A 20,834-nucleotide genomic window follows, 5' to 3' on the forward strand; every position below is an offset into this window, starting at 1 on the left:
TCGACGGTTCGATCACCGACTCCGGCAGCCCCAGCGCGTTATGGGTGAACAGCGTCCGGTTGCCCCGGCCGTCGGTGTAGCGGGTCCGGTTGCCCTGGGCGTCGTAGCCGAAGGACGTGGTGAGCGAACGGATGGCCGTGACGGGCTCGGTCTGGCTGGTGAGCCGGTCCAGCGTGTCGTAGTCGTAGCTCGTGGTGCGGCCGAGCGGGTCGGTGGCGCCGACGAGGTTGCCCGCCTTGTCATAGCTGTAGGTGGCCGTGCGGATGCGGGTGTTCTGCGGGTCGCGGTCGATGTCCTCCACGAGCCGGCCCAGGAGGTCGTACTCCTTGGCTGAGGTGCGGCCGAGACCGTCGGTACGGCGGATCTCGCGGCCCATCAGGTCGTATCCGAACTGGGTCAGCGCGCCCGAGGGCTCGGTCATCCTCGTCATCTGTCCGAGCGCGTCATAGCCGAACGCGCTGACGGCGCCGCTGGGCGAGACCTGCCGCACCACGTTGCCCGCGTCGTCGTACTGGTGCTGGATGGTGAAGGAGCCCGGCTGCGGTCTGCGCTCGATCCGGGTGTTGGTGACCGGGCGGTCCAGGTCGTCGTAGGTGGCCTCGGCGCGCGCGCCGGTCGGGTCGGTGACGGAGAGGACCTGTCCGGTGCGGGTGTAGCGGTAGCGCCACTTGCCGCGCTCCTCGGCGGTGCCGACGGGCACGTCCTTGGTGGTCAGCCGGTTCTGGCGGTCGTAGCTGTACTGGGTGACCCGGCCCTCGGGGTCGGTGGTCTCCTTCAGGTTCCCGAGGTCGTCATAGGTGTGGCGGACGGTCGGGGTGAGTGGCTGGGTGGCGCCGGGCGGGGTGTAGGCGGGCCCGGCGACGGAGGCCGCCCGGCCGAGCCGGTTGTAGGTGGTGCGGGTGGTGTTGCCCAGGGCGTCGGTGGTCTCGCTGACCCCGCCGAAGGCGTCATAGCCGGTGTGGGTGGTGGGCCGGGAGGCCACGGGGGCCGAGCCGTTCGACTCGCTCGCGGCCTGTGGGGACCGGACGGTGACGGGGCGCCCCAGCTCGTCGTGGACGAACTCGGTGGTGCGGCCCGCCGGGTCGGTGGTGGAGGTGGTGATACCCCGCTGGTCGTAGGTGTGGACCGTGGTGCGCGGGTCGGTGCCGTTGACGATGGTCTCGTGGGTGGTGTTCCCCGCCTTGTCGTACTGGTAGGCCACGGTCTCCGAGGTGACCGGGGTGGGCCAGGGGACGTTGGAGGTGTCACCGCTGGAGGAGGTGGTCTGCACCTGGCCCGCGACGTCGTAGGTATAGCGGGTGCGCCGCTGGAGCCCGCTGGGGCCCTGCGCCTCGGTGAGCACGCGGCCGACGGCGTCGTAGGAGTACGCGCTGGCGACCTTGCCGTTGGCGCCCGTCTCGGTGAGCAGGTGCCCGGCGTCGTCGTAGGTGTTGGTCTCCACGACGTAGTTCCGCTTGGTGCCGTCGGGGTCGCGGAAGCCCTCCATGGTCACGGACTTGAGCAGGTCGTCGTCGTAGTACTGGTAGAGGAGGGTGCGCCCCATGGAGTCGGTGTGGCGCCTGACCCGGCCCCCGTGGTCGTACGCGTAGGACTGGAGCACCGTGTAGTCGTTGCCGCCGCCGTCGTCGGACCAGTCGCGCAGCCGGGTCTCGGCCATCATGTTGCGCGCGGTGTAGGCGTAGGAGAAGTGGTTGTTGTTGGCGTCGACCATCCAGCTCTTGTTGCCGAGGAGGTCATAGCCGTAGGTGGTCTCGCCGCCCTCCGCGTCGGTGACCCGCTCCGGACGGCCGTGGTCGTCCAGCTCGAAGGTCATCACCCGGGAGGCGTCCCCGCCGAGCAGGTCGGAGACCTCCGTACGGACGACGTTGCCGTCGGGATCGTAGGTGCTGGTGGTCCGCTCCTGGTGCTTGCCCCTGGTGATGACGTTGGTGGCGGCGGGTTCGGTGACGGAGGCGGTCCGCGAGAGCTTGTCGTAGGTGTGGGTGGTGGTCACGCCCTTGGGCTGGGCGTCGGAGACCACCGTCTCGGTGAGTTTGCGGCCCAGCGTGTCGTAGGTGTACCGGGTGGTCTGCCCGGAGGGCTCGGTGACGGTGGCGAGGTCCCCGTTGCGGTAGTAGCCGTAGCGGGTGATCTTGCCGAGGGGTTCGGCGGTGGAGATCAGCAGTCCGCTGGGGACGGTCCCGGTGTCCTCGGCGGGTTCGGCACCGGAGGAGTACTCGTTCCGTACGGTGCCGCCGTCGGGTGCGGTCTGGGTGAGCAGCGACCCGTGGGCGCTGTAGGTGTACCGGATGCGGTAGCGGTCGTCGGTGGGTCCGCTGGAGCGGCCGTCGAGGGTGGCCGTCGGCTGGTCGGAGCGCAGGTCGAAGCCGTCGGCGGTGGCCGGGTAGCTGGTGTGGGTGGTCTGGCAGTCCTGGGCCGTGCGGCAGGTGGTACGGCTGACGACATTGCCGCGGTCGTCGTGGGCGAAGGTGACCTTGGTCCCGTTCTCGCTGGTGATACCGGTCTGGAAGCCGTTGTCGTCGTAGGTGAACGAGCGGATCGCGACGCCTTCCAGCGGGATCGTCACGAAGTCGGGCACTCCGTTGCCCCCACCGATGGGCGAGGTGCAGAACTGGGGGTCCCCCGGGTCGGGCGTGGTGCAGATCTCGGTCGGGGTCGGCGTGGGTGTGGGCGTCGGGGTGGCCGGGGGTCTGGCGGTGAGCCCGGTCGGTTCCCCGTAGCGCAGCAGCCGGGAGGAGAGCCCGTCGTACTCGTAGAAGTAGCGGGCGTCCAGCGGGTCGCGGACCTCGACGGTCCGCCGCAGGTCACGGTCGCCTCCGTAGAGGACGGGCGTCCCGACCTTCCAGGTACCGCCGTGGCGGTCGGTGTACTCCTCCACCCGGTCCCGGGAGACGTCGTAGCTCACCTCGGAGGCGATCCGGCCCGAGGGGAGGGTGGTACGCGTGAGGAGCTGGGCGGCGCGGGTGCCCTCCCGGTGGTGGGCGGTGACCGCCGCGGGCCCGAGCGGGTGGTGGTAGACGGCGATCTCGTCCAGGACACCGTCGAAGGACTTGGGTCCCTTGGTGCCCCAGCCGGGCCAGGCGGCGGGCGTGGTGGCGTGGGCCGCGCCGATCTGGTTGAACTTCAGCTCGCCACTGACCAGTTGCTTCCCGCTGAGGGTGCCGACGAGCTTGCCGTCGAGGTAGAGGGACTGGGTGGAGCCTGAGGCGGAGAGCACCGCGTGGTGCCACCGCCCGTCGTTGGCGAGCTCGGTGCGGTCGGTGATGGGTTCGACGGCGCCGGTCCAGAACTGGCCGCGCAGGAAACCGTCCGTGCCGACGTAGAGCGTGGGCACGCCGACGCCGGGCGTACTGCCCCACGCCTTGTTCTGGTAACCGACGAGCGGGCCGCCGACGCCGCCGGGCGCGGTCCTGAACCACACCTCCACGGCGACGTCACGGCTCTTGTTGACCGTGCCCGGCGGGATGTCCGCGCGGGAGGCCCAGCCATCGAAACGGACGGCCGTCCCGATATCGCCGGTGATCGCGGTGGGCGCCTTGAGGGTCACCGTGTCGTAGGTGCCCCGGTCCTTGCCGAGGTTGGCGCCGACCCCGCTGTTGGCGGCGGTGCCCTCTTCCTCGTCGAAGCGCCAGTAGGAGGCGGGGCGGGAGTCCATCACGGTGGTGGCGTAGTGGCTGCCCGTGTCGTAGCCGTACTGGGTACAGCCGCCGTTCGGGTCGCAGACCTTGTCCAGTACGTCACCGGTGTAGGTGTAGCTCCAGCTGAGGGGGGCGCCGTCGACGGAATTGGTCGAGACCTTGGTGACATGGGAGCCGGTCCAGGTGAAGTACAGCGCGCGGCCGTTGCGGTCGTTGACGGCGCTGGCGAGACGCCCGCCGCTGTAGGTGTGGGTGACGCTCTTGGAGAAGCGGTCGGTGACCCTGGTGAGCAGTCCACTGGTACTGAAGTCGTAGGTGGTGCCGGACTTGTCCTGGAGTTTGTAGGTGCCGAGAGCGGTGTCCTGGGTGAGCTTGGCGTAGCGGCCGGGCGGGGGCGCGTAGGTGCCGTCGGCGTTGCGGCCGAAGCGGACGTCCTGGCCGTCGGGGTAGCGGATGACGACATTGCCGCTGCCGTCGCCGTCCGGGGTGAGCCGCATGTCGTACCGGGTCGACCAGCCCGCGCCGAAGGCGAGGTCACGCCGGGGATCGAGGCTGTTGTAGGTGCGGGTGAGCGTCATGTCGGGCCCGATGCCGGTCAGCGAGGCGTCGATCGCCGAGGTGGAGAAATTGCCAGCGTTCGGGTCGAACTCGCGGTCCTTGGCCTCGGTGAGCCGGGAGGTGATCTCGGGCTGGGGGACGGTGGCGATCAGGGCGACCCTGGTCGTGGGGACCTCGTTGGCGGCGTCCTTGACGAAGCCGCGCCACAGATAGGTGGTGCCCCATTTCAGCCGTCCCACTGGTACGGGATACGCGGAGGAGCCCTGGTAGGCGGAGGTGGTGCAGTTGATCGGCTTGCCCGCCTTGTCCGCCTCACAGATCTCGTACTTGTACTGGAGCGCGGAGCCCGCTGGGGCGTCGACGTCGACGCCACGGGCCCAGAGCTGGGGGGTGAGGGTCTCGGCCTGGTAGCCGTTGGGCGGGAACTGCTCCTTGACCACCGGGGCGATATCGAAGACCTGGATCACCAGCCGGCCCGGCGGGACCTGTTCATCGGTGAAGACCTTGCCGCCCTGCCGGACCATGGTGAAGTCGAGCAGGTAGACGCCCGGTTTGAGGGGTTTGATGGTCGCGTCCACCGTGGCCCTGGCCCCATGGGCGACATGGCCCGGAAGTGCGCCGGAGCGCTGCTGGGCGACGATCTTGCCCTTGGTGTCGAAGGCGCGGTACGCGAGGTAGTAGGTGCTCGGCGTCCAGGTCTCGGCGCCCTTGTTGGTGACGGTGACCTTCACCCGGCCCGCCTGGTTCTGGAGCACCGGCGGGTCGGGGACCGGCTTGGGGAAGGCGTAGCCGGCGCTGTAGGGCGAGTGGGTGACGTAGAGCCGTGGCGGGTTCGCCGTGGAGTGGCCCGTCAGCCGCTTGAAGGAGCGGAAGTCCGTCCCGGGGGCGCGCAGCGAGAGTCCGTGGTTGGCCTGGGCCCCGTCGGCCCAGCGCTGTACGAGATCGCGGCCCGCCTTGCCGAGGTTGAGCAGTTCGGCGGAGGCGGGGCAGCGGGACGATGAACTCCCGAAGGCGATATAGCCGTGATTGAAGGACTTGCTGGTCAGCGTGGAGCCGACGGACGGGCCCGGGTAGGGGGTCGTGGTGCTCTGGCTCCAGGCCTGGGTCACCGGGTGGACGGTGAGCGGGCGGGGTTTGCAGGTGTTGGAGTCGAAGTTGACCAGCTGGAGCTGGGCGCCGAAGATCCGGTGGCGGCGCAGCTTCTCGTCCAGGCCGGGGAAGCCGAGGTAGGCGGCGGTGTCCTTGCCGACGTGGAGTTCGCTGGCGCCCGAGGTGGCCCCGGTCTTGGTGACGTAGATGCCCTGGGTGGCGGCGCTGGCCTCGACGGAGGGGTCGACCTGGACCGGGAAGGCCCGGTCGGGGTGGTCGAGCCAGCCGTTGTCGATGCTCACCCGCAGGCTCTGGCGGCTCTGCGGCCCGGTCAGTTCGTACCGTACGGCGCGGGAGACAGCACCCTTGGCATCGATGAGGTAGCCGGCGGGGATGGTCGCCTTGGCCCGGCCCTCTCCATCGGCGAGGACGATGGTCCCGCCGCTGGCTCGCGCGGTCAGACCGGTGAGGGCGAGCGGGAAGACGAAGTCCCGTGGGGACCTGGGCGAGCGCAGGACCAGGGTCTCCTTGACGCCGCCCGCCTGGGAGTCCAGCCAGAGGTCGGTGTCGGGCAGGACCCCGACGTAGGTGATCCGGTGCCCCCGGGACGCGCCGGGGACGGCGGCGGCACCGCTCAGACCGTAGGCGAGAGACTCGCCGGTGGGGAAGGTGAGCTCGGCGAGGCGGGCGCTGTCCGCGCGCCCGGCGAGGGTGACATCCACGATATCGGCGGCGTTGCTCCAGCCGCCGCCCGAACGGACCAGCCGACTGTCGACCGGCCTCCAGTCACCGCCGCGGTCGCGGTAGTTGAGCGGACTCGGGGCGATCTCGGTGGTGCGGGTGCCGTCCTCGTTGGCGTACGTACGGCTGTGCTGGTCCCGTTCCGCGACGATCTCCCGGCTGGTGGCCCGGCTGAAGCCGGACACCGGGGCGACGGCGGGCGGTGCGGCGACCCGCACGGTGTTCCGCGGGGCGCCGGGGCGGGTCACGGGTGGCAGGGTGAGCGGATATCTCGACCGCAGGGACGGCGGCGCCTCCGTGTTGCGCGGTCCGTCCACGAGGTGGTCGCGCCCTTCCGCGCTGCCCCAGTGCTGGGTGGGCCCCTTCGCCGCGGCGAGGGGCTCGACTAAGAGCGCGTAGCCCTGACCTGACACGGAGAGTAACCCCGTTGCGATCACCAGGGCTACGAGCAGTCCGACCGCACGAGCCCATGGTCGATATCGAGGCCCGGCCGGGGAGCCATAGGAACGTCTCAGGAACACTAGATCATCCCCCTTGAGCAGAAGTGATAAGCGGGAATCAATGTCGCCAATGGGGCTAGCGATTCGAACTGAAGTGCGATTAGTGTACCGGAAGGTTACTAACAGTGACTTCACGTCACGTAATGGCTGAGGTGTGTTCCGCCATCCAACCGACCTCGACACAGGGGGACAAGACGAGATGTCAGCCAACCACCGTCAGACACGCCGCCGTTGGACACCCATTGGCGTGTGCGCTCTGTCACTGCTATGGGCGATTCCGGCTCCGGCCCACGCGGCGGAATCCGCCGCCTGCGGCACGAACGCCCGTACGTATGTGACCAACGCACCGGGAGACTTACTCCAGTACACGATGGACGGTCCGCTCGCCGGATCCACCTTCTCCGGATACCAGAAGGCCGGCGCGGGATGGGGCTCCTTCGGCAAGGTGCTCGCCGGACCGCGTGGCGAGTTCCTCGCCTTCAAGTCCACCGGCACCTACTACGCCCACCGGACCGAAAGCGGAACGTGGAATGTGGGCCTCAAGAAGATCAGCGACCACCTCGGCTGGCTCGGTAACGCGGCCGACCGGGAGCAGGCCACGATTGACCGAACAGGACACCTCTGGGTGGCCGATAACCTCGGCCAGCTCTACGCCTACACCTATGACCCCGACCTCGGCCCCACCGGCGGGCTGCGCTCGCTGGGCACCCTGGACACCGGGTGGGACCGCTATGACCTGATCACCGCGGGGGACGCGGGGGTCCTCTTCGGCAGGCACACCGACGGGCGACTGTTCCGCTCCCGCTACGACGTCAGGAGCCAGCGCTGGATCGAGCGCCACGTCCTGGTCGGCGAGGCCGCCTGGGGGAACTTCAAGACGTTCACGGCCGGGGGCGGGGACACCCTGGTCGCGGTGCGCACCAACGGCGAGGCGCTCTACTACCGCTACGACGAACGGACCGACACCTGGCCGGTGGCCGCCAAGCCGGTGGCGGCGGGCGGCTGGCACGCCTTCGACAACGTGACCTCACGGCCCGACAACTGCCGGCTGCTGAGCGACCACACCCCCGCGGCGCCCCAGGTCCCGACCGCCCAGAACAGCCGGACCACCGTCTTCGCCTCCTCGGCGGGAAAGCTGGAGTTCGCCTACACCAACAACACCGGTCTGCTCTCCCACGGCCGGGCCGATATGGCGGACCTCGACAGCGTGCGGTGGACACAACTCAACGAAGGGAACACGTTCGCGGGCCAGCCCGCGATCACCGAACAGCGTGACGGTCGCGTCACGATCCTGGCGCAGCGGGTCGACGGCAGCGTCCTCCAGCGCGACCAGTCCGCCCCCAACGGTCCCACCTGGTCCGGCTGGAACGATCTGGCGGGGGCGATGGCCGCACGCGTGGTGAGCGGCACCATGCCGACGACCGGGCTGATCGCCCAGTTCGCCGTGGACGACGGCAGGCCCTGGTACCGGATCCAGGCCCGGGAGAACGGACCGTTCCTCGGCTGGAAGAGGCTGCCGGGCTCCTCCATCGACGGGGCGCTGACGGCCGTGCCCCTGAGCAGCGGTATCCATCTGACGGCGAAGAAGAAGGACGGAACCCTCGCCACGGCCCTGTTCTCGCCGAACCGTACGCTCTCCGACTGGTCACCCGTGGGCACCCAGACCGTCACCGGCAACCCCGCCATCGTGCGGTACTCCGGTGATCTGATCCGCATCTTCGCCACCAGTGGCGACGGTGTCGTCACCACCGCGCAGACCAGGCCGGAAGAGCCCTTCGGCGCTTGGCGGACCATCCCCGCCGCGACCGAACCGCTGCCTGACGGCCCGGCGACACTGGAGGTCAAGGGATCCCCGACCGGCCTCCAGTCACCGGTCACCGGTCAGATCCAGGTCGTGGTCCGCGGTGCCGACAGCCGCTACTACGTCACCGGGGAGACCCGCGCCGGAAGCGACCAGTGGCGGCCCTGGCGCCGGGCCTCCGCCTTCGCGGGCGTGACCTCCCCCACGGCTTTCGTCTACCGGCCGTCGGGTGCGGCGTGGGCCTTCGTCTACCGCGATCTCAATGACGTGTCGTACCTGGCCCAGGTCAACGAGACCCCCGGGGGCGCGGGCGGCGCGCCCACCTTCTCGCGCCCCGTCCGGCTGGGCTGACATTCCCTGGGTGCCGGGGCGGCGGCTGCCATCCGCCCCGGCACCCTCCGGTACGGCCCGGCGGCCCCCCGGCTCCTCCTTCCCGCGCGGACCAGGGCTTCCGTGCCTCGCTGCCGCGCACCCCTTCCACATATCCACACCGACCCCGGAGACACCCGTGCCCACACCCGACCGCAGACGTTTCCTCGCCCTCAGCACCGCGACCGGAGCCAGCGCGCTCGTCCTCGGCGGTACGGCCGCCCACGCTCTGGACGACCTCACAGCCTCACTCCTTGGGGGCCGCCCGGCGGGGCCGGGTCACCTCGCCGAGCCCGCCTTGCCCGTGCCGCCACTGCCCGACCCACTCCAGGAGGGGCGGGCCACCGCCCCTCCGGCCGGTACGCGGATCCCCTATGCCCGGGGACCCGTCGACGCCCGAGCGGCGGCCCGGGGCATCCCCGCCGAGGCGCCGTTCACATTCAAGACGTCGGGGTACCGCTGCGCGCGGTCGGTACGGGACGTGCTGAGGCCGTGGCGGGACCGGGACGCGCCGCGCGTGGACACCGCGCCGCACGACATCCACGGAGTGCGGATGTTCGAGCTGGACGGTCGGTTGTACGACCATCCGGTGGGGCAGATCCAGTTCGGGCTCCAGAACATCACCAGCTATCGGCGGACCGGTGACCTCTTCTATCTCAACCGGGCCCGGGCCCAGGCCAAGCGGCTGATCGACCGGCGCATCGAGGCACGCGGCGCCTGGTGGTTCCCCTACCCCTTCGACTGGGCGCACGCCGTGCACACCGGGCTCGCCTACCGGGCGCCCTGGTACTCGGGGATGGCCCAGGGAGAGGCCCTCAGCCTCTTCGCGCAGCTGATCGAGTTACCCGCGGTCGACGCGACCGAGCGCGCACGCTACCGCGCCGCGGCCGACGGCGCGTTCGCCTCGCTGCTGAAGGCCGGTCCCCGCAAACCCTGGGTCACGGCGCGCGACGGTGCCGGATATCTATGGATCCATGAGTACCCGATGGACCCGCCGGGCACCTCGGACTACACGTACAACGGCTATATGTTCGCGGCGCTCGGGCTCTGGGACTACGTCCAGCTCACCGGGAACGCACTCGCCGAGCGGCTCTTCGACGGCGCGCTGACCGCGCTCGACGTCTACTTCGCGGCGATGCGGAACAAGGGCTGGCTCTCCGACTACTGCCTGACCCACCAGATTCCGACCGCCTCCTACCATCCCGTCCACATCAATCTGCTGCGCCAGCTCCACTGGCTCTCCGGCAGCGTGCGGCTCGCCCACCTCTCCGATGTCCTGATGGACGACCACCCCCATCCGAAGCTGGGCGCCGGCGGCGGCACCATCAGCCTCGCCGCCGGGCGGTACACGCTCTACCGGTTCAGCGCCTCCGGGGCCGTCACCGCCAGCAGGGCCGTCACCTTCAGCCGTGACACCGCGGCCACCGCCTCCCACCGGACCCGGATCAAGGGTGGTGGCGTGCACTACCTGATCTCCAGCGGGGCCTACCAGGGCTGGTACGTACCCGAGTTCTACCCCCGGGTCTACCTCCGCGGCGAGTGGTTCCGCTCGGTGTACGCGCCCCGGCGGACCGCCACCTTCCCCGCCCAGGTCAGCGTCGAGTGCCACAAGGTCGCCGCCGACGGGACGATCACCGGCATCCGTACCGTGTCGTTCCCCCATGACTCCGCGGCGCCCTTCGACCGCCGCTCGATCGTCAACGGCCGCCCGATGGTGCGGATCACCGCCGGACCCCTCACGGGGTTCTGGGCGCCCAGCTCCCATGTCCGGAGCGACGGCCGCTGACCGGCGCCCCCACCCTCACCTCCCGTGCACCCTGCTCTGGTGGGTGAGCACCCTCCGCAGCTCGCTCGCCAGCGGGTGGTAGGGGCCGTAGGCCCGGTCCACGTCGGTGAGGAGGAGTTCCAGGGTGTGGCGGGCCTCCGTGTGGTCGCCGAGGGCGAGGAGGAGTTGGCCCGTGCGGTGGCGGATGTCGAAGGCGGGGGCCGGGTCGGGGGTGTGGTCGAAGAAGGGGAGGAGGGCGCGGTACTCGGTGAGGGCGGCGGCCGGGTCGCCGAGTTGTTCGAGGCAGTGGGCCGCGTCCTGGCGGAACTGGAGGGCGACCGGGTCGGCCGGGCCGGCCTCCGCCGCGCGTTCGTCGGCGAGGCGGCGGAGTTCGGGCAGGGCGCGGCGGTACTGGCCGTCGTCCATCAGGGTCGTCGCGTACTGCTTGCGCAGGATCCGCACCACCGGGGAGTGTGCGCCGTGTTCGGCGGCGGCGGTCGGCAGGATCGCGCCGAGCATGTCGACGGCCTGGGTGATGCTGCCTTCGCCGAGGAGGCGTTTGACCTCGTCGACGGTGGCCGCGATATCCAGTCTCGGTACGGAGACGGGGGACCCGGTGCCCGGCGCCGGGGCCGTCGGGCGGTCGGGCCAGGGGGCGAAGGGCCGCAGAAAGGGCCGGGTCGGGTCGAGTGGGCCCCGAGGCTCGGGTGTGCCGGGCAGCAGCGGGGCCAGCGCCGTGTAGACCTCGTGCGCTCCCGAGGGGCGGTGCTGGGGGTCCTTGGCGAGCAGCCGCAGGACGAGGGCCTCCAGTTCCTCGGGTATCTCGGGGCGGATCCGGCGTACCGGCAGCGGTGGCTCGTACAGATGGCGGTGGAGCACACCGAGCGCGGTCGGGCCGGTGAACGGGACGGCGCCGCTGAGGAGTTCGTGCAGGAGCACACCGAGGGCGTAGAGATCGGTGTACGGGCCGACCGCGCCGCCCATCGCCTGCTCGGGCGCCATATAGGCGGGGCTGCCGATGGGTGAGCCGGTGTGGGTGAGGCGGGTGGTGTCGGTGTCGATCACGGAGGCCACGCCGAGGTCCAGCACGGTGAGGGTGCCGTCCGGTTTCACCATCACGTTCCGGGGCTTGAGGTCACGGTGGATGATCGGGACCAGATGGACGGCGGCGAGCACCCCGCACAGCTGGGCCGCGACGGAGACCGCCCACGGCCAGGGGTAGGGCTCGTGTTCGGCGAGGTGGTCGGCGAGGTCGGCGCCCTCGACGTACTGCATCACCAGATAGAGGTCGTCCCCGTCGCTGCCCGCGTCGTGCACGGTGACCAGCCCGGGATGGGTGACCTGCGCGGTCACCCGGCACTCGCGGATGAAGCGGCGGCGCAGCTCGTCGGCGCCGGTCCCGGCGGCGGCCATATGGTCGGGCCGCAGCAGTTTGACGGCGACCCTGCGGTCGAGCCGCCGGTCGTAGCCGGTCCACACCTGGCCCATGCCACCACGGCCGATGACGGTGGAGAGCTCGTACCGCCCGGCGACGATCCGTCCGTTCACCGGTCGCGCTCCCTGCGGAGGTAGTCGCTCAGCTCGTCCAGCTCGGCGCGCACCTGGTCGATGCGGGGCTTCTCCGGGGGCGGGGTGGCGAGGGGCGGGGGATATCCGTACGCCGTCGGCGGGCCGAACCCCTGCGGCGGCACGGGCGGTACGGACGGGGGCGGCGGCAGCGGGTTCGTCAGGAGCGCCGTGGCCGCCAGCGGTCCCGGCGACGGCGGCACGGCGTACGGGGCGTACGGGAACGGGCCCGCGCCCGTGGGCCGCTGGAAGTGGCGGATGTCCGCCAGCAGGAAGTAGACGGGCACCCCGATCGCCACCACGACCAGGCACCCCACCATCACCATGTCGAGCGGAGTGGCCTTGCTCTGCGGAGCCGGCTCCTCCCCGGCCGTACTGAACTCGCCGATCACGACCAGGGACACGACTGCGAGCACCAGCGTGATCCAGAAGAGCGCCCAGTCCAGCCGTCGGCCGCGCAGGATCGCGACCCGCAGCACCGTGCCCCAGGCGAGCAGGCCGAGACTGCCCATCGCGAGCACCACGAAGACCACCCGGAGAGCGATCAGGGTGGCGAGCGCGGGTGGCCGCGCCGGTGCCGGTGCGTGTGCGTGTGCCTGTGTCGGGACCGGTGCCGGGAAGGGATCGGGGGGCTGCGGGGCGTAGCCGGGGCCGTGCATCACTGCTCCTGTGTGCCTGGGGACGAGGCGGAGAGCCTGGTGGGGCGGGATGGCCGACGGGGCGCCGTCGGCCGCTGCTGAGCGGGCGGTGCGGTTGGTGCGTGATGGATGCGTATTGCCGGTGTGTGGCACGAGGTGAGGGATAACGTGCCGGTCTGGGGTGGGATATGGCGAGATACGTGACGGATGGTGGAGGACGAGCGTATACACCGACACCGCGCCGGGCCCCAGGGTTGTACGGACACGGTGACCTTCGCGGGGATCGGGGGGTAACGCCCGGCCCCACGGGTACCCGCCGCCCTCTGCGCACCCGGCCCGGACCCCTCGGACCCGGAGCCTTGGCCTCTCCCTCTCGGACCCGTGTTTCTCGGATGCCTCTCGGATACCTCTCGGACTCCGGACCCTCGAAGCCGTGCCTCGCGAAACCGACGCCGTCCCCGGGTCGGTTCCCCGTCGCCACGCGTGGGGCCGCCGTCCCGGACCGGAGTCCGGGGCGCGGCGGCCCGCTCGTTCTCAGCCGGTTTCCGGCTGCCCCGCGCCCTCGCGCTCCGGGCCGACCGTCCCGTCCGTCAGACCGTCGTACAGCCCCCGCACCAGGCGCTCGCCCAGCCGTCCCGCCTGGCGCAGCGCGTCCTCGAACGCCGCCAGGGCCCGGAAGCGCTCACCGTGGCGGCGCTGGTCGGCGAGGGGGAGCCGGGGGAGCTGGACCCGGCGGACGTCCAGGCGGCTGGCGGTGGAGGCGTAGCTGCTGGCCTGACGGGTGTTGGCGGTGCCGCGCAGGAACCCGGCGAGGAACCAGGGGTCGAGCGCCGCCGGGTCCGGGCGCAGCAGATGGAGGTTGCGGCCGAGGGCCGTGCCCGCCGTGGCCTCGTCGACGACCCGGACGACCGCGCCGCCGCCGAGGACCGGGACGACCACGTCGCCCGGCGCCGTCCGGACCGGGTCCTCCTCGCCCTGGTCATCGGTCAGGACGGCGGAGGGGTGGGTTCCGGCGAGGACGTCCTGTTCGGTGAGGACGGTCCCCGCCGACGGCCGTACGGAGGCATGGCCCGCCCCCGGCTCCGTACGGCCCGCTTCCACGCCGGGTTCCCGGACGGAGGCGGGTCCGGGCACCACCGTGCCCGCGTGGATCACCAGGGCGCCCGCGCGGGCGAGTTCCCCGACCGTCGTGGTGGGCCGGGCGGTGGGCCGCCCCGGGCTGACGGGCGCCGGGGTGAGTTCGATGGTGAGCCGCAGGGTGTCGGTCAGCCGCTCCCGCAGCCCGGCCAGTTCATGCGCGCCCGCGCCCTGGTCGAGGGGGGGCACATGGCGGGCGGGGGCCAGGTCCACATCGTCGTCGAGGAGTTCGATGACGGGGACGGAACGGCTGACCCCGGGCTGGTCGGGGCCGCTGCCGCTGGCGTCGAAGGACCGCCACGCGTCGAGGACCGCGCCCCGGACGGTGGGGTCGAGCCGGTCGCGCCCACCGCCCGGCGGGGCCAGCGCGGCGGTGTCGACCAGGAGCAGCTCGGGCGCGGGGGCCCGGTCGGCCTCGGGGGCCCGCAGCACCCAGAGATGGAGCGGGATCCCGTACGGTGCCGCCGCGCCCACCGGCAGCGCGATCACCGCCCGCAGCGCGCCCCGCCGCAGCAGCCCGGCCCGGATCCGCCGTCCCGAGCGGCGGGAGGCGGCGGCGGGCGGCATCAGCAGGACGGCGGTGCCGCCGGGGGCGAGCCGGGCGAGCGCGTGCTGCACCCAGGCCAGTTCGGACTCGGTACGGGCGGGCAGCCCGTACTCCCAGCGCGGGTCGTAGGCGAGTTCCTCATGGCCCCAGTTGCGCTCGTTGAACGGGGGGTGGCACAGGACCGCGTCGGCGGCCAGCTCGGGGAAGCCGTCGGCGCGCAGGGTGTCCGCCGCGCCGGCCCGGACCGTCGTCCCGGCGGTGAGCGCCAGCCGGAGCGCGGCGAGCGCCGCCAGTTCGGGGTCGCTGTCCTGGGCGCAGAGCACGGCGGGCCCGTCCACGGCCGCCAGCAGCGCCCCGGCCCCGACCGCCGGATCGAGCACGGTCGGACCGGCCGGACCCGTCACGTCAGCCGCGCCGTCATTGCCGGTCCGACCGGTCGTCGCGCCGTTCTCGCCGGTCCGACCGGGTGCGGGCGCGGCGAGCGCGGCCATCAGCGCGGCCGTCCCCGCCGGGGTGGGCGGGTTCTGCCGCAGGCTGGTGTCGAGGAGACGGCCGAGCAGGAAGTCGTACACGGCACGCGGCCCGTCCTCGGCGGCGAGCGCGACGGCGGCGCGGATCAGCGGCACCGCCTCGGGTTCGATCCGTGCCACGGTACGGAAGAGGTCGCCCCGGTCGTCGCCGAACCGGCCGCCGAGCACGCCCTCCAGGGCGGTCGGCAGCAGCCGGGCCAGGGCCAGATCGTCCTCCCTCGCCAGTTCCTGCCAGAGCGTGGGCCGCTCCCGCAGGAGCAGCAGGGCGCAGCCGGTCCGTACCAGCGCGGGGGCGGCGGCCGACGGATCGCCCGCGAGCTGCTGCCAGACCCGTTCCCGTGGCGGGACCTCGGCGAGCTTGCCCTGGGCACGCAGCCACTCCTCGACCTCGGTGAGGGCGAAGGAGGGGCTGGTCTCGGTACCTCCGACGGGTTTGGGGAAGTCGGCGTGGCGGCGGCGCCAGTTGCTGACGGCGGCCCGGCCGACCCCGGCCAGCCGGGCGATACCGGCCGCCGTGACCTCGCTCGCGTTCTCGGGCACCTGGTGCTCCTCCGCATCCGTTGTCGCAGGTCAGTCATTTCCGCATGGTGTCGCCGATGATAACGCCACACCGAGGGGAACCCCTTTCACAGTGTGAGTGAACCCGTCCACCGTGAACAGTGTTGACGCGGTTCACAGTTACTGGTCTTATGGAGCCCGTCACCACGAGGAGCGGGCCACAACCCCCCTCGGACGGACGGGCGTTCGGCCATCCAGTCCCGCACCGTCCCCGCTCTCAGCACCATCCACAGCACCGCTCTCAGTACCGACCTCAGCACCACCCGCACCACCGATCTCAGTACCGCTCTCAGTCCAGTCCGGGAGGACCAGCCATGTCCCACTCCACCCACCAGCAGCCCTACGGCGCTCCCTCGCCGCAGGGGCAGCCCGCCCCGCGCCCGATGCGCAACGGCCTGGGGACGGCCGCGCTGATCCTGGGCATCATCGGCGCCCTCTCGGGCCTGATCCCGCTGCTCTTCTGGATGGCGGGCATCCTCGGACTGATCGCCGTGATCCTGGGCCTGGTCGGCAACGGCCGGGTCAAGCGCGGCGAGGCCAACAACAGAGGGGTGACCCTCACCGGCGCCGTGATGGGCCTGGTGGCCCTGGTCCTCTCGGTGATCGGCATGGTCATCACCTTCAAGGCCGTCGACGACGCGGTGGACGAGATCGACAAGGCCCTCACCCCGACCGGGACCAAGGACGACGGGGGCAAGAAGGGGACGGACGATGTCCTCGCCCCCGGGAAGACCGCCATCTACAAGGACGATCTGAAGATCACCGTCTCCGCCCCGAAGAGCTTCCAGCCGTCGGAGTACGCGGTCGGGCACGCCAAGGGGAACAAGGGCTACCAGGTGACCGTGACCATAGAGAACGCGGGCACGAAGAAGTTCGAGGCCACGCTGATCACGGCGGACGCGCGGGCCGGGGCGGACGGCGCCACCGCCGAGCAGATCTTCGACGAGAAGGCCGGCTCCGGATTCACCGGAACGATCCTGCCGGGCAAGAAGGCGACGGCGACCTACGCCTTCTCCGCCCCGGCGGCGGCGAAGACCCTCACGGTCGAGATGAGCCCCGGTCTGATGCACGACGAGACCCAGTGGGAGCTTCCCCTCTGATCCCCGCGATCCTCGTGATCCTCGTGATCCTCGTGATCCCCGGCCCCCTTCCGGGTCCGGCCGGTCCCCGCTGACCGCCCCCACCACGGAGGCCGCCCCCACCGGGCGGCCTCCGTGGGCTGTGGGCCCGAGCCGGGAGGGAAGCGACCGGGGAGGGCAACAGGCAGGGAGGACAACGGGCGGGGAGGACAACGGGCGGGGCAAAAAGGGGCATCCAGAGCGAGTGGTGCGCTTTCGTACGCCCCCGGAGTGCTCTCGATGCCCCCTGGGGGCGCTCCCGGGGCCTCCGTAGCGTGAGCCGACAAGGGCCGGGCGCCATGACCAGGGTGTCCGGCCCGCCCCGACCGCGGATGAGCCCGACAGCCGACCGGGCTCATCCGCTCACCGGGTGGGCACCGCCCCGGAGGACGTCCCCGCGAGACCGCCGGACGAGACGGCCCGGCGGCCAGGGCGCCCCGCGCGCCGCCCCGGGACACCGCCCGCTCCGCGGCCCCGCGAGACCCTCCGGTGGTCAGAGCCCTCCGCGCGCCGCCCCGGGACCAGCCCGCCGCACCGGCGACCCACCCCGGACCGCCCGACCGCTACGACCGCTACGACCGCTACGACCCCAGGATCGTCGTCAGGAACTCCCCCGTCCACGCCAGCAGTTCCCGGCCCACCACCGGCTTCCCGCCGATCGTGCCCGTCGTCGGCCGTGGCACCAGCACCTGGTGGGCCGCGGGCTTGAGCACCGAGCGCGGGTGCAGCCGCTTCAGCCGCAGCTCCTGCGACTCGCGCAACTCGACCGGCGCGAAGCGGATGTTGGAGCCCTGGAGCACGATCTCACCGACCCCGCAGGAGCGGGCCAGCATCCGCAGCCCCGCCACCAGCAGCAGGTTCTCCACCGGCTCCGGCAGCTTGCCGTAACGGTCGGTCAGCTCCTCCCGTACCGCCTTGATGTCCTCCTCGGTGTTGACCGAGGCGATGGCCCGGTACGCCTGGAGCCGCAGCCGCTCGCCGGGCGCGTAGTCGTGCGGGACGTGCGCGTCGACCGGCAGCTCGATCTTGACCTCAAGCGGCGGCTCCTCCTCCACCCCGCCCTCCAGGGAGGCGCGGTAGTCGGCGACGGCCTCCCCCACCATCCGTACATACAGATCGAAACCGACCCCGGCGATATGGCCGGACTGCTCGCCGCCGAGGAGATTGCCCGCGCCCCGGATCTCCAGGTCCTTCATCGCCACATACATGCCCGCGCCCATCTCGGTGTGCTGGGCGATGGTGGCGAGCCGCTCGTGGGCGGTCTCCGTCAGCGGCTTCTCCGGCGGGTAGAGGAAGTAGGCGTAGCCGCGTTCCCGGCCCCGGCCCACCCGGCCCCGGAGCTGGTGCAGCTGGGAGAGGCCGAAGTTGTCGCCGCGCTCCACGACCAGGGTGTTGGCGTTGGAGATGTCGATGCCCGACTCCACGATCGTGGTGGAGACCAGGACGTCGAACTTCTTCTCCCAGAAGTCGACCACGACCTGTTCCAGCACCGACTCCGACATCTGGCCGTGGGCGGTGGCGATCCGCGCCTCCGGCACGATCTCCCGCAGCCGGGCGGCGGCGCGGTCGATGGACTCGACCCGGTTGTGGATATAGAAGACCTGGCCCTCGCGGAGCAGTTCCCGGCGGATGGCGGCGCCGATCTGCTTCTCCTCGTACGGTCCGACGAAGGTGAGGACCGGGTGGCGCTCCTCCGGCGGGGTGGTGATCGTGGACATCTCGCGGATGCCGGTGACCGCCATCTCCAGGGTGCGCGGGATGGGGGTGGCGGACATGGTGAGCACGTCCACGTTGGCGCGGAGCTTCTTCAGCTGCTCCTTGTGCTCCACGCCGAAGCGCTGCTCCTCGTCCACGATGACCAGCCCGAGGTCCTTGAACTTGGTCTCGGAGGAGAAGAGGCGGTGGGTGCCGATGACGACATCGACGGTGCCGTCCGTCAGCCCCTCCAGGGTGGCGCGGGCCTCGGTGTCGGACTGGAAGCGGGAGAGCGCGCGCACCTTCACCGGGAACTGGGAGTAGCGCTCGGAGAAGGTCCCGAAGTGCTGCTGCACCAGCAGGGTGGTGGGCACCAGGACCGCGACCTGCTTACCGTCCTGCACCGCCTTGAACGCGGCGCGGACCGCGATCTCCGTCTTGCCGTAGCCGACGTCGCCGCAGATCAGCCGGTCCATCGGGACCGTCTTCTCCATGTCCTCCTTGACCTCGGCGATCGTGGAGAGCTGGTCGGGGGTCTCCGCGTACGGGAAGGCGTCCTCCAGCTCCCGCTGCCAGGGGGTGTCCGGGCCGAAGGAGTGGCCGGGGGCCGCCATCCGGGCGGAGTAGAGCTTGATCAGATCGGCGGCGATCTCCTTGACCGCCTTCTTGGCGCGCGCCTTGGTCTTGGTCCAGTCGGCGCCGCCGAGGCGGTGCAGGGTGGGGGCCTCACCGCCGACGTACTTGGTGATCTGCTCCAGCTGGTCGGTGGGGATGTAGAGCCGGTCGCCGGGCTGGCCGCGCTTGGCGGGGGCGTACTCGACCACCAGGTACTCCCGGGTCGCGCCCTGCACGGTCCGCTGGACCATCTCCACATAGCGGCCCACACCGTGCTGCTCGTGCACGATGTAGTCGCCGGACTCCAGCGTCAGCGGGTCGATGGTCTTGCGGCGCCGGGTCGGCATCCGCTGACCGTCCTTGCCCGCCGCCTTCTGGCCCGACAGATCCGTCTCGGTGAGGACGGCGAGCCGCAGCGCCGTGTCCACGAACCCGTGGTCGATCGAGCCGCAGGCGACCTGGACCACGGCGGGGGCGAGGGCGGTGAGGTCGGCCTCAAGGCGGGCGGGGATGCCCTCGCCACCGAGGACCTCGACCGTACGGGTGGCGGGGCCGTGGGCCTCGGTGACATAGACCGTGCGCCAGCCGTCGGCGAGCCAGCCCTTGGTGTCGGCGAGCGCGCGCGCGGTGTCGCCCCGGTAGGACTCGGGGGCGCGCATCCCCAGCGTGAGGGTGTCGTCGGAGAGCTCCTCGTCGGCGGCGAACGGGGAGACCGACCACCACATGGTGCCCAGCTCCCGGGCGTGCTCGCGGACCTCCGCGATGCCCCGCAGCGAGGCCGCGCCGACATCGATGGGGGCCTCGCCGCCGCCCGCGCTCGCCACCCAGGAGGCGTGCAGGAACTCCTGGCTGGTGGCGACCAGGTCGGCGGCGCGGGTGCGGACCCGCTCGGGGTCGCAGACCACGGCCATCGCGCCCGCCGGAAGCACGTCGAGCAGCAGTTCCATCTCGTCCACCAGGACCGGGGCGAGGGACTCCATGCCCTCCACCGCGATCCCCTCGGCGATCTTGCCCAGCAGCTCGTTCAGTTCGGGGTGGGCCTCGGCGAGGGCGGCGGCCCGGCGGCGTACCTCGTCGGTGAGCAGCAGCTCACGGCAGGGCGGCGCCCACAGACCGTGCTCGGCGACCTCGAGGGAACGCTGGTCGGCGATCTTGAAGTAACGGATCTCCTCGATATCGTCGCCCCAGAACTCCACCCGCAGCGGATGCTCCTCGGTGGGCGGGAAGACATCGAGGATCCCGCCCCGGACCGCGAACTCGCCGCGCTTCTCCACCAGCTCGACCCGGGAGTACGCGGCCGCCGCGAGCGCCTCGACGGTCTCGTTCAGATCGGCGCTCGCTCCGGTCCTCAGCTCGACCGGTACGAGGTCGCCCAGCCCCTTGACCTGCGGCTGGAGTACGGAACGGATCGGCGCCACCACCACGGAGACCCGCCCGGCCAGTGGATCGTCCGGCGAGGGGTGGGCCAGTCGGCGCAGCACCGCGAGCCGCCGCCCCACCGTGTCGGAGCGGGGCGAGAGCCGCTCGTGCGGCAGGGTCTCCCAGGAGGGGTACTCGACCACACCGTCCGGCGGCAGCAGCGAACGCAGCGCCGCCGCCAGGTCCTCGGCCTCCCGCCCGGTGGCGGTCACGGCCAGCACCGTACGTCCGGTCTCCCGGGCGAGCGCGGCGACGGTGAAGGGACGGGCGGCGGGCGGTCCGACGAGATCGAGGTGAGGGCGGCCCCCGGACCGGGCGGCGGTGACCGCTTCGGCGAGCGCGGGGTCGGATACGAGGGCGTCGAGGAGGCCGACGAGGCTCATGAAAGGGCTCTTCCATCCCGGGAGTGACGCTGCGGGGCACGTTGCGAAGCAACACGAACGGCCCGACGCGTCCCGCGCCGGGCCCTTCCACCCTACGCCCCGCGCCCTTGTCGCACCGGCCGCGCGCGGGCCCGCCGGGGAGGGGCGGGAACGGCACGGCCCGGGGG

The 20,834-nt window shown here is 71.7% G+C and carries 8 protein-coding genes; 3 read left to right on the top strand and 5 right to left on the bottom strand.

Annotated features, from left to right (window positions below; translation table 11 throughout):
• On the bottom strand, positions 1-6,439 hold a 6,439-nt coding region (locus tag ACFVIM_RS19230; RefSeq protein WP_384302683.1), incomplete at its 3' end, for a DUF6531 domain-containing protein.
• Between the two features lie 421 nt (positions 6,440-6,860).
• Between ACFVIM_RS19230 and ACFVIM_RS19235 the strand changes: the two genes are divergently transcribed.
• On the top strand, positions 6,861-8,678 hold the full coding sequence (locus ACFVIM_RS19235) for a tachylectin-related carbohydrate-binding protein (protein ID WP_384302685.1): 1,818 nt from the start codon (positions 6,861-6,863) through the stop codon (positions 8,676-8,678).
• Positions 8,679-8,835: 157 nt separating this feature from the next.
• The gene (locus ACFVIM_RS19240) at positions 8,836-10,482 is read left to right on the top strand and encodes a D-glucuronyl C5-epimerase family protein (protein ID WP_384302687.1); all 1,647 of its coding nucleotides are present in this window, start codon (positions 8,836-8,838) and stop codon (positions 10,480-10,482) included.
• A 15-nt stretch (positions 10,483-10,497) separates the two neighbouring features.
• On the opposite strand, the gene ACFVIM_RS19245 is transcribed toward ACFVIM_RS19240, so the two are convergent.
• From ACFVIM_RS19245 to ACFVIM_RS19255, 3 genes are all read right to left on the bottom strand, one after another.
• Entirely contained in the window at positions 10,498-12,009 is a 1,512-nt protein-coding gene (locus ACFVIM_RS19245; RefSeq protein ID WP_384302689.1) for a protein kinase, read from the bottom strand.
• Positions 12,006-12,686: a hypothetical protein gene (locus ACFVIM_RS19250; protein ID WP_384302691.1), complete on the bottom strand. Its 681-nt coding sequence runs from the start codon at positions 12,684-12,686 to the stop codon at positions 12,006-12,008. The genes ACFVIM_RS19245 and ACFVIM_RS19250 overlap by 4 nt, the downstream gene beginning before the upstream one ends.
• Before the next feature lie 513 nt (positions 12,687-13,199).
• Positions 13,200-15,419 (bottom strand): class I SAM-dependent DNA methyltransferase, encoded by a 2,220-nt coding sequence (locus ACFVIM_RS19255; RefSeq protein WP_384302692.1) that lies wholly within the window; start codon positions 15,417-15,419, stop codon positions 13,200-13,202.
• 332 nt (positions 15,420-15,751) lie between these two features.
• On the opposite strand from ACFVIM_RS19255, the gene ACFVIM_RS19260 reads away from it, so the two are divergent.
• Complete coding sequence (locus ACFVIM_RS19260) at positions 15,752-16,537, top strand: DUF4190 domain-containing protein (protein ID WP_384302694.1); 786 nt, start codon at positions 15,752-15,754, stop codon at positions 16,535-16,537.
• A gap of 599 nt (positions 16,538-17,136) precedes the next feature.
• On the opposite strand, the gene mfd is transcribed toward ACFVIM_RS19260, so the two are convergent.
• Positions 17,137-20,667 carry a transcription-repair coupling factor gene (mfd, locus tag ACFVIM_RS19265; RefSeq protein ID WP_384302696.1) on the bottom strand — a complete coding sequence of 1,177 codons (3,531 nt, stop codon included), beginning with the start codon at positions 20,665-20,667 and terminating at the stop codon, positions 17,137-17,139.
• Positions 20,668-20,834: the final 167 nt, after the last annotated feature.

This window comes from Streptomyces sp. NPDC057638 (assembly GCF_042800315.1).
Classification (GTDB): Bacteria; Actinomycetota; Actinomycetes; order Streptomycetales; family Streptomycetaceae; genus Streptomyces.